Origin of the sequence: Micromonospora vinacea (assembly GCF_015751785.1) — a bacterium.
GTDB classification, from domain to species: domain Bacteria; phylum Actinomycetota; class Actinomycetes; order Mycobacteriales; family Micromonosporaceae; genus Micromonospora; species Micromonospora vinacea.
Genome location: NZ_JADOTY010000001.1, coordinates 5,770,308 through 5,783,465, shown reverse-complemented (window position 1 = coordinate 5,783,465; position 13,158 = coordinate 5,770,308). Strand labels below are relative to the sequence as shown.

The 13,158-nt window shown below is 72.1% G+C and carries 14 protein-coding genes and 1 pseudogene; 10 read left to right on the top strand and 5 right to left on the bottom strand.

Annotated features, from left to right (window positions below):
* Window position 1: 1 nt before the first annotated feature.
* Genes IW249_RS27200 through IW249_RS27190 form a run of 3 tightly spaced genes read right to left on the bottom strand, consistent with a single transcriptional unit; the run spans window position 2 to window position 2,625 of the window.
* Window positions 2–487 (bottom strand): GNAT family N-acetyltransferase, encoded by a 486-nt coding sequence (locus IW249_RS27200; protein WP_196923355.1) that lies wholly within the window; start codon window positions 485–487, stop codon window positions 2–4.
* A 48-nt stretch (window positions 488–535) separates the two neighbouring features.
* Window positions 536–1,555 (bottom strand): phosphotransferase family protein, encoded by a 1,020-nt coding sequence (locus tag IW249_RS27195; protein ID WP_196923354.1) that lies wholly within the window; start codon window positions 1,553–1,555, stop codon window positions 536–538.
* Window positions 1,552–2,625, bottom strand: coding sequence for a LacI family DNA-binding transcriptional regulator (locus IW249_RS27190; RefSeq protein ID WP_196923353.1), 1,074 nt, complete (start codon window positions 2,623–2,625; stop codon window positions 1,552–1,554). Before IW249_RS27190 ends, IW249_RS27195 begins: the two co-directional genes overlap by 4 nt.
* Before the next feature lie 93 nt (window positions 2,626–2,718).
* Here IW249_RS27190 and IW249_RS27185 point away from each other — a divergent pair, with 93 nt between their 5' ends.
* From IW249_RS27185 to IW249_RS27145, 9 genes are all read left to right on the top strand, one after another.
* Window positions 2,719–3,063: a cupin domain-containing protein gene (locus tag IW249_RS27185; protein WP_091398731.1), complete on the top strand. Its 345-nt coding sequence runs from the start codon at window positions 2,719–2,721 to the stop codon at window positions 3,061–3,063.
* The gene (locus IW249_RS27180; RefSeq protein WP_196923352.1) at window positions 3,056–3,772 is read left to right on the top strand and encodes a cupin domain-containing protein; all 717 of its coding nucleotides are present in this window, start codon (window positions 3,056–3,058) and stop codon (window positions 3,770–3,772) included. Before IW249_RS27185 ends, IW249_RS27180 begins: the two co-directional genes overlap by 8 nt.
* A gap of 168 nt (window positions 3,773–3,940) precedes the next feature.
* A complete protein-coding gene (locus IW249_RS27175; RefSeq protein ID WP_196923351.1) occupies window positions 3,941–4,909 on the top strand; it encodes an ABC transporter permease in 969 nt (322 codons plus the stop codon).
* 23 nt (window positions 4,910–4,932) lie between these two features.
* Window positions 4,933–5,937: an ABC transporter substrate-binding protein gene (locus IW249_RS27170; RefSeq protein WP_196923350.1), complete on the top strand. Its 1,005-nt coding sequence runs from the start codon at window positions 4,933–4,935 to the stop codon at window positions 5,935–5,937.
* 43 nt (window positions 5,938–5,980) lie between these two features.
* Window positions 5,981–6,736 carry an ABC transporter ATP-binding protein gene (locus IW249_RS27165; protein ID WP_231394252.1) on the top strand — a complete coding sequence of 252 codons (756 nt, stop codon included), beginning with the start codon at window positions 5,981–5,983 and terminating at the stop codon, window positions 6,734–6,736.
* Window positions 6,737–6,775: 39 nt separating this feature from the next.
* Complete coding sequence (locus IW249_RS27160) at window positions 6,776–7,927, top strand: Gfo/Idh/MocA family protein (RefSeq protein WP_196923348.1); 1,152 nt, start codon at window positions 6,776–6,778, stop codon at window positions 7,925–7,927.
* 68 nt (window positions 7,928–7,995) lie between these two features.
* A complete protein-coding gene (locus IW249_RS27155) occupies window positions 7,996–9,135 on the top strand; it encodes a dihydrodipicolinate synthase family protein (protein ID WP_372433005.1) in 1,140 nt (379 codons plus the stop codon).
* Window positions 9,132–9,935 (top strand): sugar phosphate isomerase/epimerase family protein, encoded by an 804-nt coding sequence (locus IW249_RS27150; RefSeq protein ID WP_196923347.1) that lies wholly within the window; start codon window positions 9,132–9,134, stop codon window positions 9,933–9,935. Before IW249_RS27155 ends, IW249_RS27150 begins: the two co-directional genes overlap by 4 nt.
* Window positions 9,928–11,136, top strand: a complete 1,209-nt coding sequence (locus IW249_RS27145; RefSeq protein ID WP_196923346.1) for a purine-cytosine permease family protein — start codon at window positions 9,928–9,930, stop codon at window positions 11,134–11,136. The genes IW249_RS27150 and IW249_RS27145 overlap by 8 nt, the downstream gene beginning before the upstream one ends.
* Here the strand turns inward: IW249_RS27145 and IW249_RS27140 are convergent.
* Window positions 11,105–11,629 (bottom strand): hypothetical protein, encoded by a 525-nt coding sequence (locus tag IW249_RS27140; RefSeq protein ID WP_196923345.1) that lies wholly within the window; start codon window positions 11,627–11,629, stop codon window positions 11,105–11,107. The two genes, IW249_RS27145 and IW249_RS27140, sit on opposite strands and share 32 nt — an antisense overlap.
* Window positions 11,616–12,053: a MarR family winged helix-turn-helix transcriptional regulator gene (locus IW249_RS27135; RefSeq protein WP_196923344.1), complete on the bottom strand. Its 438-nt coding sequence runs from the start codon at window positions 12,051–12,053 to the stop codon at window positions 11,616–11,618. The genes IW249_RS27140 and IW249_RS27135 overlap by 14 nt, the downstream gene beginning before the upstream one ends.
* Window positions 12,054–12,136: 83 nt before the next feature.
* Here IW249_RS27135 and IW249_RS34500 point away from each other — a divergent pair.
* A pseudogene (locus tag IW249_RS34500) lies at window positions 12,137–12,466 on the top strand (GNAT family N-acetyltransferase); the annotation flags it as partial.
* Window positions 12,467–13,158 lie beyond the last annotated feature (692 nt).

Genomic DNA, 13,158 nt, shown 5'->3' with positions numbered 1-13,158 from the left:
GTCAGAACTCCTGGTACATCACGTGCAGGCCGACCCTGCCGAGGACGGGGTGACAGAACGCGCCCGGCACGGTGCCGACCACCTCGAAGCCCTCCCGCCGATACAACCGCATCGCCGACCTGTTGCTCTCCACCACGGCGTTGAACTGCATGCCGGCGTAGCTCCGCTGGCGGGCCCAGGTGAGGGCGTCGCGGCACAGCGCGGTCCCCACGCCCCGCCCCCGCGCGTCGGCGGCGACCATGAAGCTCGCTGTGGACACGTGCGCGCCCGGCCCGGGCCGGTTGGTGCCCATCTTCGCGGTGCCCAGCACCCGCTCGCCGTCGACCGCCACGACGGTTCGCCCCGGCGCCGCCTCGACCCACATGCCGTACGACTGCTCGGCGGTCATCGCCGGGTCGTAGGGGAACGTCTCCTGTGCCCGGATCACCTCCTCGATGATCGGCCACACCTGCGACCAGTCCCGCTCGACGAACTCCCGAATCAACACGCAGGGCAGGCTACGAGCGGTGGCCGGTGCCGGCAACGGAGATTCGGTTCAGCGCGTGTCGAGCGCGGCCAGTTCCTCGTCGAGCAGGGCCGCCAGCCGGGCGTGCCGCCCGGGATGGCTGCGCGCAGTCATCGCACGGCTGGGCATCTCCACAGTCATCAGCAGGTACAGGTGCAACCGGTAGAGACCGAGCCGGCGGCGCGCCGACGCGTCCAGCACCAGCGGTTCGGCTGCGGTGGCCTGGTAGCCGCGCAGCAGGGGGTGCTCCGGCTCGTCCTCGACGCGCCGGAAGAGAAGCGGCGAGACCAGGTCCAGCAGCGGGTCGCCGTAGAGGAACCGCTCGCCGTCCACCAGGCCGCGCAGCCGCAACCGGCCGTCCCGGTCGGGTGCCGCCAGCACATTGCCGTCCCAACAGTCGAAGTGCAGCAGCGCCGGGCGTCGCACCTCGTCGAGCACGTCGCCGTGCCGCCCCACCAGTGCGTGCAGGCGGTCCAGGGTCACCGGTAGTCGGACGTCCCAGTCGGCCGCGTCGGCCAGGAGCGCGTCGAGCATCGCCGTGAACGCCGCCCGCCAGGTCGGCCCGTTCGCCCGGTCGCCGTCGTACCCGAACCGTTCACCGGTGATCCGGTGCACCGCGGCGAGGGCCACCCCGAGGTCGTACCGCGCCGGGCCGTCGTCGACCGCGACACCGGTCCCGGCCAGGTCGGACAGCGACTGGCCGGGCAGCATCGCGGTGACCAACCACTCGCCGTACGCCGGGTCGGCGCCGCGCCAGAGCACCGGGGGGACGGGCACCTGCGGCGCCCGCTCCGCGACGAGCCGGAAGTACCGCTCCTCGGCGGCGCAGAGCCCGCGCTCGTAGCGCAGCAGCGGCGTTCCGGCCGGCGGTGCCAGCTTCAGCACCACCCGACGGTCGTCGTCCAGCAGCGCCCACCACACCGTCGCGTACCCGCCGCCGGCCAGCGGACCGGCGTCCCGGACCCGGGTTTGTGGCCCGAACGACGCACCGATCAGGTACGTCACGTCGGCGGGTGTGAGGGTCCGCTGGGTCGGACTGATGCCGGTCACGACGTGGTGTCACCTCGCCGTGCCCGTGGCGCGGAATTCGCTGTGGCGCGGGTGGACGGTGGGACGGGTCCGGCGGTGTCGCGGCGGACCAGCTCGGCGGGGAGCACCTCGACCCGGGGCGTCGGGGCCCCGACGCCGAGCACCAGGGACATCGCCCGCACTCCCATGTCGACCAGTGGCAGTCGCACTGTGGTCAGCGCCGGGGTCACGTCGCGGGCGATCGGCATGTCGTCGAACCCCAGCACCGAGATCTGCTGCGGCACCGGCAGCCCTCGCGCGCGCAGGGTGGCGAGCGCGCCGATGGCCATCGAGTCGTTGAGCGCCACGATCGCGGTCAGCTCCGGGTCGGCGTCGAGCAGTCGGGCGGTCGCCTCGGCACCACCGTCGCGGTCGAACTCCGCGTACCGGATGCGCCGTTCGGGCAGCTCACGGCCCTGCTCGGTGAGGGCCTGGCGGAGGCCGGCCAGCCGGTCGGTAGTGGTGGTCAGGATGCGCGGGCCGGCGACCACGCCGATCGCCCGGTGCCCCAGGCCGCACAGCTCCCGCCCGGCGAGGTAACCGCCGGCCCGGTTGTCCGGCATCACCGCATCACCGGAGTGCTCGTGCCGGCCGATCACCGCCACCCGCCCGCCGGTGGCCTCGTACGCGGCGAGCTTCTCGTTGAGCTGCCGGGTGAACGCCTCGTCGTGGTAGCCCGAGCCGGCCAGGATCAGCGCCGCGACCTGGTGGCCGCGCAGCAGCTCCACGTACTCCAACTCGCGGTCCGGGTCCCGGTAGCTGTTGCAGATCATCAGCAGTCGGCCCTGGTCGGTGGCGACCCGTTGCAGGCCGCGGGTGATCTCGGCGAAGTACGGGTCGGAGACGTCGTGCACGATCACGCCGACGGCGCTGCGGTGCGAGCGGGCCAGCAGTTGGGCGTGCGCGTTCGGCACGTACTGCAACTCGGCGACGGCGGCGAGCACCCGCTCGCGCAGCTCGTCGGTGACCGGCTTGCTGCTGCCGTTGATGACGCGGGAGGCGGTGGCGGGTGAGACGCCCGCTCGGCGGGCCACATCGGACAGGGTCGCCATGGCCCGCCCCCTCGATCTGTTGACGGCGTTTCGTCGTGCCGGCTAGCGTCACCGTACCGCAGAGAAAGCCCTTTCCCGCAGGGAGGCCCGGCCATGTCCGATCGCTTCGCGGTACTTCAACTCGACGACCTTCCCGCTCGGCGCTGCTCGTGCGGGACCACCCGCCGGGGGTTCATCGCCGAGAGCGAGGGCCAGGCCAGCGTGCATCTGCTCCAGGTGCAGGACGCGGTGACCCACCACCACCGGATCGCCACCGAGTACTACGTCGTGCTCGCCGGTGAGGGCGAGATCGAGCTGGACGGGGTCCGTCATCCCGCCCGGCCGATGTCCGCGTTCCTGATCAAGCCGGGCTGCCGGCACCGGGCGATCGGCGACCTCACCGTGCTGCTGGTGTCCCTGCCGGCAGCTGACGACACCGACGAGTACTTCGATGCCTGACCGGCCGGCGCCGCTGCCCGGCGGGATCGGGGTGTCCCGGCTGCGCGTCTACGACACGGTGGCCTCGGACGGCCTGGTCGGCGGCACCCCACACGTGCACCTGTGCTGCACCGAGGGGTACGTGGTGACCGACGGCGAGGGAGCGGTGCAGACCCTGACCACCGCCGGTTTCCGGGAGACGCCGCTGCGGCCCGGGGTGGTGGTCTGGTTCGAGCCGGGCACCGTGCACCGCCTGGTCAACGGGGGCGGGCTGAACATCGTGGTGCTCATGCAGAACAGCGGCCTGCCCGAGGCCGGCGACGCGGTGCTGACCTTCCCGCCCGACGTGCTGGCCGACCCGGCCGCGTACGCCGCGGCGGCGGCGTTGCCCGGCGGGGGAGCGCCGGGCGCGGACGTGCACGCCGCGTACCGCCGACGGGATCTGGCAGTGACCGGCTTCCAGGCGCTGCGGTCCGGTGGGCCGGCGGCGCTGGCCGCGTTCCACGCCGCCGCGATCGCCCTGCGTCAGCCGTTGCTGGCGCGTTGGCGACAGCGGTGGGAGGCCGGCGCGGGCCGTGCCGCCGCCGACACGGCCGGGCAGCTCGACGCCCTGGAGCGGGGGGATCCCGGGCACCTGGGCGACGCCGGGGTGCACGTGGCGGCCGAGGCGGTGGAGCGCGGCCGGTTGGGCATGTGTGGCCTCCTCGACACCTACCCGGCTTCCAGCTGACCGTCCGTTCGGGACAGCTGCCCGGGTACCACGCATCGGCGGAAACAGATCGAGGAAAGGCCTTGCCCGGTGCCGAGGTGCCGCCTACGCTCCATCCAGGAAAGCGTTTGCCTGATCCGCTGACCGGCCCGGTCCACGAGTGCGTGCCGGGCCCCGAGGAGGTTCCGCGTGACCGAGAACTCTCTGGACACGGCGGGCCGACAGGCCGCCGCCGAGGCGGAAAGCGGTGAGCGGAGGGCCGCCTCCTCACTCGCACCCGGTGCGCCGGCGTCCGCCGGCGGCTCGGCCTCGTCCACTGTGGCGGGAGCGTCACCCGGCGGTGGCCGTCCACCACGCCCGACGCTCGGTCGTCGGGCGGTGGCCTTCGCCGACTCACTCTGGCGCCCGGCGCTGGTGCTCGCGGTCTTCTTCGCCGCCTGGTGGTTCGTGGCGGCCCGGGAGTACGTCCCGAACTACCTGGTGCCCACCCCCGGCCAGGTCTGGGAGACGATGACCACCCAGTGGTCCGAGCTGGCCCGGCACACACTGGTCACCCTCTACGAGACGGTGCTCGGCTTCGTGCTGGCCGCCGCGTTGGGTCTGGTCACCGCGGTCGCCATCGCCTACTCCCGCACCCTGGACAAGGCGCTCTACCCGATCGTCCTGTTCGCACAGGTCATCCCGAAGATCGCCATCGCGCCGCTGCTGGTGGTCTGGTTCGGCCTCGGCCTCACCCCGAAGATCATCCTGGCGGTGCTCATCGCGTTCTTCCCGGTGGTCATCTCCGGCGTGGCCGGGCTGCGCTCCACCGACCCGGAGCTGCTCGACCTCGCCGCCACGATGGGCGCCGGGCCGTGGCGCACCTTCCGCAAGATCCGCTTCCCGAACGCGTTGCCGCACCTGATGGCCGGCCTGAAGGTGGCCGTCACCCTCGCCGTGGTCGGTGCCGTGGTCGGCGAGTTCGTCGGCGCCAGCGAAGGGCTCGGCTACGTCCTGTTGCTGGCCAACGGCAACCTCGACTCCGCGCTGCTCTTCGCTGACCTGATCCTGATGTCCGCCATCGGCATCGTCCTGTTCGTCCTGGTCGAGATCGCCGAGGCACTGCTCATCCCATGGCACGCCAGCCGCCGAGCCGGCGTGTCCCTCACCACCTCCTGACCGACCCCATCACGGAGGCACCGATGAAACGCACCGCCACCACCATCCTGGCCACTGCCGCCCTGCTCCTCGCCGCCACCGGCTGCGGTGGGGACGACCCCGCCGGCAGCACCAACGCCGACGGCAGCAAGCAGGTCACCCTCACCCTCAACTGGGTGCCCTACGGCGAGCACGCGCCCTTCTACTACGGCCTGCAGAAGGGCTACTACTCGGCCGAGGGCATCGACCTGAAGATCCTGCCCGGCAACGGGTCGGGCAACACCGTCAAGCAGGTCGCCCAGAAGCAGACCGACTTCGGCTGGGCGGACAGCCCGGTGCTGCTCAAGTCGGTGGCCAGCGGGATGCCGGTGCGCAGCCTCGGCGCGTACCTGGAGAAGGGCCCCTCCTCGGTGGAGTTCTTCACCGAGGAGAACATCAAGACCCCGGCCGACCTCAAGGGCAAGACCGTCGGCGGCACCCCCGGCGACGCCCTCTACGCGACCTTCCCGGCCTGGCTGGAGAAGAACGGCCTCAAGAAGGACGACGTCAAGGTGGTCAACGTCGACGCCGCCGGCAAGATCGCCGCCCTTTCCGAGGGCAAGGTCGACGCCATCATGGGCTTCTTCCACGACCAGGCGCCCACCATCGAGAGCAAGACCGGCAAGAAGGTCGACGTGCTGCTCTTCGCCGACTACGGGATGAACCTGCTCGGCACCGGTCTGATCGCCAACACCCAGACCCTGCAGAAGGACCCGGAACTGGCCCGCAAGTTCGTCCGGGCTACCCAGAAGTCCTGGGCCGACGCCGCCCGGGACCCGGCCGGCGCGGTGAGTGCGATGGTGGCCCTGGCCGAGAACGAGCCGGCGCCCGAGGTGCTCACCAAGCAGCTCACGCTCAACATGCCGCTGATCGGCGCGGACGGCCCGCCCGGGGTGAACACCGAGGCCCAGTGGACCGAGACCATCGAGCTGATGTCCCGCTACGCCGAACTGAAGGACCCGGGCGCGCCCAGCGCGTACTGGGACTCCTCGTACGCGGCGCAGGGGTGACCCGGTGACCGCCGCACCGGCAACCACCGGCACCGCCATCGGGATGTCCGGGCTGACCGTCCGGTTCACCACCCGACGGTCGCAGACCACCGCGTTGGACGACGTGTCGCTGGACATCGAACCGGGCGAGTTCGTCACGATCGTCGGCCCGTCCGGCTGTGGCAAGTCCACCCTCCTGAAGATCGTCGCCGGGTTGGTCAAGCCGACCAGCGGCGAGGTGTCGCTGTTGGAGCGCCCGGTGCGCGGCCCGCAGAAGGAGATCGGCTTCGTCTTCCAGAAGGCCGCGTTGCTGGAGTGGCGTGGCGCCCGGGCCAACATCCTGCTCCAGGCCGAGATGCGCGGCATGGACCGGGCGCAGGCCGCCCGCCGTGCCGACGAGCTGATCGAGATGACCGGCCTGACCGGCTTCGAGAAGGCGTTGCCACACGAGCTGTCCGGCGGCATGCAGCAGCGGGTGGCGCTCTGCCGCGCGCTGCTGCACTCCCCGCCGGTGCTGCTCATGGACGAACCGTTCGGCGCCCTGGACGCGCTGACCCGGGAGCAGATGAACGCCGAACTGCACCGGATCTGGCGGGAGACCGGCACGACAGTGGTACTGGTCACCCACTCCATCGCCGAGGCGGTCTTCCTCGGCACCCGGGTCGTGGTGATGAGTCCCCGGCCCGGCCGGATCATCCGCACCTTCCCGGTCGAGCTGCCGGCGCACCGCGACTACGCGCAGGTGATGTCGGATCCCCGCTTCGACCGGCTCGCCACCGACCTGCGCGGGTTGCTCGGCAGCGCTGCCGCCAACCACTGAGCGCGGATCGGCACGACCCAGCACGACGGAAGGAACACCATGACCCGCAGGTCGATCGGCATCATCGTCAACGGCGTGACCGGACGGATGGGCTACCGGCAGCACCTCGTCCGGTCGCTCCTGGCCATCCGCGAATCCGGCGGTGTGGCGTTGGCCGACGGCACCACCATCTGGCCGGAACCGGTCCTGGTCGGACGCAACGAGACCAAGCTCCGGGAGCTCGCCGAGCGGCACGGGCTGACCGACTGGACCACCGACCTGACCTCGGCGCTGGCCCGCGACGACGTCGAGATCTACTTCGACGCGCAGGTCACCCAGCAGCGGGAGAAGGCGATCCGCCAGGCCATCGAGGCCGGCAAGCACATCTACACGGAGAAGCCCCTGGCCGAGGACACCGCCGCCGCGCTCGACCTGGCCCGGGCGGCCGACGCGGCCGGCGTCCACACCGGTGTGGTGCAGGACAAGCTCTTCCTGCCCGGTCTGCGCAAGCTCAAGCGCCTCATCGACGGCGGCTTCTTCGGGCGGATCCTCTCGGTGCGCGGCGAGTTCGGGTACTGGGTCTTCGAGGGCGACTGGCAGTCCGCTCAACGCCCGTCGTGGAACTACCGCACCGAGGACGGTGGCGGCATCGTGGTCGACATGTTCCCGCACTGGCACTACGTGCTGGAGGAACTGTTCGGCCGGGTCACGGCCGTCTCCTGCGTGACCGCCACCCACGTGCCCGAACGGGTCGACGAGGCCGGTCAGGCGTACGCGGCCACCGCCGACGACGCCGCGTACGCCACATTCGAACTCGATGGCGGGGTGATCGCGCAGATCAACTCGTCCTGGGCCGTGCGGGTGTACCGCGACGAGTTGGTGGAGTTCCAGGTCGACGGCACCGAGGGCAGCGCGATCGCGGGCCTGCGCAACTGCCGGGTGCAGCACCGGGCGGTCACCCCGAAGCCGGTGTGGAACCCGGACCTGCCGGCCACCGAGGACTTCCGCGCCCAGTGGGCCGAGGTGCCCGACAACGATGACTTCGACAACGGCTTCAAGGTGCAGTGGGAGGCGTACCTGCGGCACGTGGTGGCCGGCGAGCCGTTCCGGTGGGACTTCCTGGCCGGCGCGCGCGGCGTGCAACTCGCCGAGCTGGGGCTGCGCTCGGCCCGCGAGGGCGGCCGCATCGAGGTGCCGGAGCTTCACCCGTGAGCGCGAGGAGTGAGCCGGGTTTGCGAGCCCCGCAGTCGCGAACGAAAGGTGGTTCAGCGACCGCCGAGGTGGTGCTGCCCGGTGGACGCCGACACCGACTGGCCGGGGGGAGCGGCTTCGCCCGACCGGACGCGCCGGCGACCAGCCGGATCGCGTACGCCGCCGCGCACGTGGTCGCCGACCCGGGCGCGGAGAACGTGCCGGGTGCACCGGCGACGGTGGACTGGGACACCACACTGGCCTTCCGGCGCCACCTCTGGTCGTACGGGCTGGGGGTCGCCGAGGCGATGGACACCGCCCAGCGGGGGATGGGGCTGGACTATCCGGCCACCCGGGAATTGATCCGGCGTAGCGCCGCCGAGGCCCGCGCTGTGGGCGGTCGGATCGTCGCCGGGGTCGGCACCGACCAACTGCCGGTCGGCCCGGCCACAGTGGCCGCGGTCACCGCCGCGTACGCCGAGCAGCTCGACGACGTCCGCGCCGCCGGCGCCCGGCCGGTGCTGATGTGCAGCCGGCACCTGGCCGCCGCCGCGCGCGGCCCGGAGGACTACCTGCGGGTGTACGACGAGCTGCTGAGCGCCGCCGACGAACCGGTGGTGCTGCACTGGCTGGGTCCAATGTTCGACCCGGCGTTGACCGGCTACTGGGGTGCTGTCGACCTGGACCTGGCCGCCGACACGGTGATCGAGCTGATCAAGGCGCACCAGTCCACTGTGGACGGCATCAAGGTATCGCTGCTGGACGCCGACCGGGAGATCGCGTTGCGCCGCCGACTGCCGGCCGGGGTACGCCTCTACACCGGTGACGACTTCCACTACCCGGAGCTGATCCGCGGAGACGAGGTGGGTCACTCCGACGCCCTGCTCGGGGTGTTCGCGGCCATCGCGCCGGCCGCCGCCGCCGCGCTGGCCGCCCTCGACCGGGGGGACCAGACGGCGTACGACGAGATCTTCGCGCCCACCGTGCCGCTGGCCCGGCACCTGTTCGCCGCGCCGACCTGGCACTACAAGACGGGGATCGTGTTCCTGGCCTGGTTGGCCGGGCACCAGGACCACTTCACGATGATCGGTGGCGCGCAGTCCGGCCGGTCCCCGGCGCACCTGGCAACCCTGCTCACCCTGGCCGACGCGGCCGGGCTGTTGCCGGACGCCGACCTGGCCGCGTCCCGCGCCCGAGCCTTCTTCACCGTGGCGGGGGTGGAGCAATGAACCTGGAGCGGTTCTCGTTCAACCAGGCCACCGCCCAGCGCTGGCCGCTGCCCGAGGTGGTGGCCGGGTGCGTGGCGGCCGGCGTACCGGGCATCGGCCTGTGGCGCGAGCCGGTGGCCGAGCACGGGTTGGCCCGCTCGGCGAAACTGGTCCGCGACGCCGGCCTCGCCGTCACGTCGCTGTGCCGGGGCGGGTTCTTCTCCGCCGACGACTGGCGGGCGGAGAACCTGCGGGCCATCGAGGAGGCCGCCACCCTCGGCGCCCCGGAGCTGGTGCTGGTCTCCGGTGGGCTGCCCGCCGGCAGTCGGGACATCGACGGCGCCCGGCGCCGGGTCGCCGACGCGATCGGTGAGCTGGCACCGCACGCCGAGGCCGCCGGGGTACGGCTGGCCATCGAGCCGCTGCACCCGATGTTCGCCGCCGACCGGTGCGTGATCGCCACCCTCGGCCAGGCGCTGGACATCGCCGAGCGGTTCGACCCGGCGGTGGTCGGCGTGGTCGTGGACGCGTACCACGTCTGGTGGGACGACACGGTGTACGCGCAGATCGCGCGGGCCGGCGCCCGGATCGCCGCGTTCCAGGTCTGCGACTGGGTGACCCCGCTGCCGGAGGGGGTGCTGCTCGGCCGGGCGCTGCCCGGCGACGGCTGCATCGAGTTGCGTCGGCTGCGCGAGGCGGTGGACGCGGCCGGCTACGCCGGTCCGATCGAGGTGGAGGTCTTCTCCGCCGAGGTGTGGGCGCGTCCGGGCGCGGAGGTCCTCGACGCGGCGATCGCCGGCTACCTGCGCCACGTTGTCTGATCTCCCCGAACGGCGCTGGCCGGCGGCGGTCGGCGCCTGGCTGGGCATCGGCACCGCACCGGCCACACTGGTGCTCGGCGCGGCGATGGCCGCCCGGCACGGCGGCGCGGTGCCGGTGGCCGGGCTGCTGGTCGGCGGGACGCTGATGGCGGCCCTGCTCTGGGGACAGGGCCGGATCGGGCTACGCCGGCCACTCGGCGACGGCGGGACGTTGACCGCGGTGCTGCCCGCGTACCTGGGGGACACCTCGCGGCTGCTGCTGGCGGCGGTGCTGGCCGTGTCGATGGTCGGTTGGAACGGGTTCAACGTCGGGCTCGGTGGGGCCTCGCTGGCCGCGCTGACCCACCTGCCGGGCTGGGCCGGGCCGGTGGTGCTGGAGGTGGCGGTCCTCGCCGTCTCCTGGGCGCCGGCCCGACTCGGGAACCGGGTCGCGGTGGTCACCACGCTCAGCGCGGTGGTGCTGGTCGGCTGGTGCCTGACGGTGCTGCCACCGCCCGGCGCACCGGTCCGCCTCGCAGCCGGTGGGCTCGCCGACTCCGCCGCGCTGATCGGGTACGCGGCCGTGTTCGCGCTGCGCGCACCGGACTTCAGCGTGGGCCTCGCCCGGCGACGGGACCTGGCCTGGTGCGTGGGGCTGCTGATCGGGCCGGCGCTGCTCGGGGTGCTCGCCGGCGCCGGCCTGTGGCTGCGGACCGGCTCGGCCGACGTGGTCGCCCTGCTCGCTGCCGGGTCGGGGTTGGCCGCGTACGCGAATCTGTTCGTCGCGGTGGCGGTCTTCGCGGCGGCGCTGACCACCACGTACTCCGGTTCGTTGGCGTTGCGTGGCCTGGCTCCCCGCCTGCCGGCGCGGGCGGCGATGCTGCTCGTCGCGGTGTTCGGCGGGCTGCTGGCGGTGGCGCGGTTCGACCGTCTGGTATTGCCCTGGCTGACCCTGCTGGCCGCCGCGTTGCCGGTGCTGGTGGTGCCGATGGCCGTGGAGGCGGCGGCCCGTCGGCGGGGTCGTGTCCCGCGTACCGTGCCCGCCTGGTGTTGGGTGCCGGCAGCGCTGCTCGCGGTGGCCTGCACCCTCGCCGGGGTGGGTGCCGCCCCGCTACTCGGGCTAGTCCTGGCCGCTATGTGCACAGTGCTCTGGCGTCGTCGGGCGCGGCCCAGGTGGCCCATGGTGGGGCCTAGCGGGTGGCGTGCGGGCCGTGGTCGCTGACCTGGGCGTCGAACCAGTGGTGCAGGGCATCGCGAAGCCCTGCGTCGTTCGTGGTGTAGGTGGCGCGCGCGCCGTCGGGGATGGCCTCGTACTCGATGGTGATCCGCCCGCCGTGTGCCCGAAGCGTTGCCAGGCCGGGCATTCCGGTGCCGTGGATGCGGGCGGGATCGCTGAAGTCGCCGCGCCGGAACCGCGCGACCTCCGCCGTCAGATGCTGTTGGACGAGGGTGATCTGGGTAATGTCCTGCGGGTCGTCGGCGACCACGGTCTGCACCCCGCCGGTGTCGGTCCCGGTGAAGCGGTGCGTGGTGCGGTCCAGGTCGAACGGCATGACCGACGCGCCTCGCTCGGCGACGTCGGCCTGTCGACTGGAGGTCGTCGTTGTCGGTGTCGACGGTGCGGGCTCGTCGGCGCAGCCGCTGCTCAACGCGGTGACAGCGATGGCCGCCAGGAGCAGAGCCCGTTGGGAACGAGGGCGGTCAGAACGGTTCACCGGTGGCCTCCGCGAGGGTCTGGAGCGCACGCACCACTGCCGAGCGCTGGTCGTCGGGGACGCGATCGAGCAGGGCGGTGAGCCGGTCCCGGCGGGCGTCGGCCTGCCGCGCGGCGGCAGTGGTGCCCGCGGCGGTCAGCAGGAGCAGAACACCGCGACCGTCACCCTCGGCCGCTTCCCGGTGCACCCAGCCTCGGTTGACCAAGTTGGCGACCAGGCGGCTGATGCTGCTCTTCTCCAGCCGCAGCCGGCGGGCCAACTCCACCTGCCGGAGCTGCCCCTCCCGGGCGATCTCCACCATGGCGTGTGCCTCCGACACCGGCAACTGTTGTCCGCAGGGAGTCCGGTCGGGCTGATGGAGGCCGAAGTTGCGGACGAACCGCATCAGTGCCTCCTGAGCCGCGTCGAGCTCACCATCCTGCATGGTTCGACGGTACAACCAGGTGGTTCGGTCGTGCAACCATCGTGGAGAGAACTCGCATTCGAGCCCCACGGGAGACAAGGCACATGACAACGGAGAGCGACAGTTACGTGGTCCGGCCCGGGCGAGCCAGCGACGCCGCCGAGCTAGCCCGCCTGCACGCCTCGGTCCAGCTTCAGGCGGTGACCGGCGGTCAACCGCACCCCGGCATCGCCGCCTGGGTGGAAGACCTGCTGGACGGCCACCCCTCCGTCGTGCCCGACGACTTCCTGGTCGCCGAGGACTCCGCCACCGGCCGCCCGGCGGGAAGCCTGGTGGGGCTGCGGCAGCAGTGGAGCCTTGCCGGGGTCCGGCTGCCGGTGGCCCAGGTCGAGCTGGTCGGTACGGCGCCGGAGCACCGCGGCAACCGGCTCACCAGGGGCAGACCGTCGCGCCGCCCTCGTGACGCACCTCGAGGTGCCCGTGCCAGCGGTTCTGACCGACTAGGACATCGGTTCGGTTCGAGGCCATCCGGTCATGACATGCGGGGCAGGGCCGGGGCCTGGGGTGAGCATCATGATCGAAAACTCCTTAGCTGGCCGAGATGGGCGCCGATAGGGTCGGCGGAGTGATCAATATGGCGGTGCGTGATGACGGCGGTGAGTTCATGGCCCGCGCCGAGGCCGGCGTGAGATGGACCGATGCGTTCGCGGATCTGGACCCCGCCGGTTTCCCGATGCTCCAGGCCTTGACTCCACGGCGATGCGGTCTTCAACCAGCGGCAAGTACCGCTGCTGTTGGCGGAACTGGACCGGCTTCCCGCCGTCCTGGGTGGCGACTGGGTTGATCAGGCCCGCGAGTTGTGCCGGGTCGTCGAGAGGGGAACACACCTCTATTTGTGGTTCATCGGCGACTGACTACGCCTGAACGGCGTCAAGTGATGGGGCGTAGGTGCTGCTCGATCCTGTCTCGGCGGGGTCGGCGGCGCCCCGCTGCTTGGACTGGCCCTGGCTGGGGCGTCCGCCCTGCTCTGGCGGCCTCTGAAAAAAGTGATCTAGGCGCGGCCGGCAGAACGTGATCTTATACGCACCGGCGATCCGTAACACCGTGCAAACCATCGATTAACCAT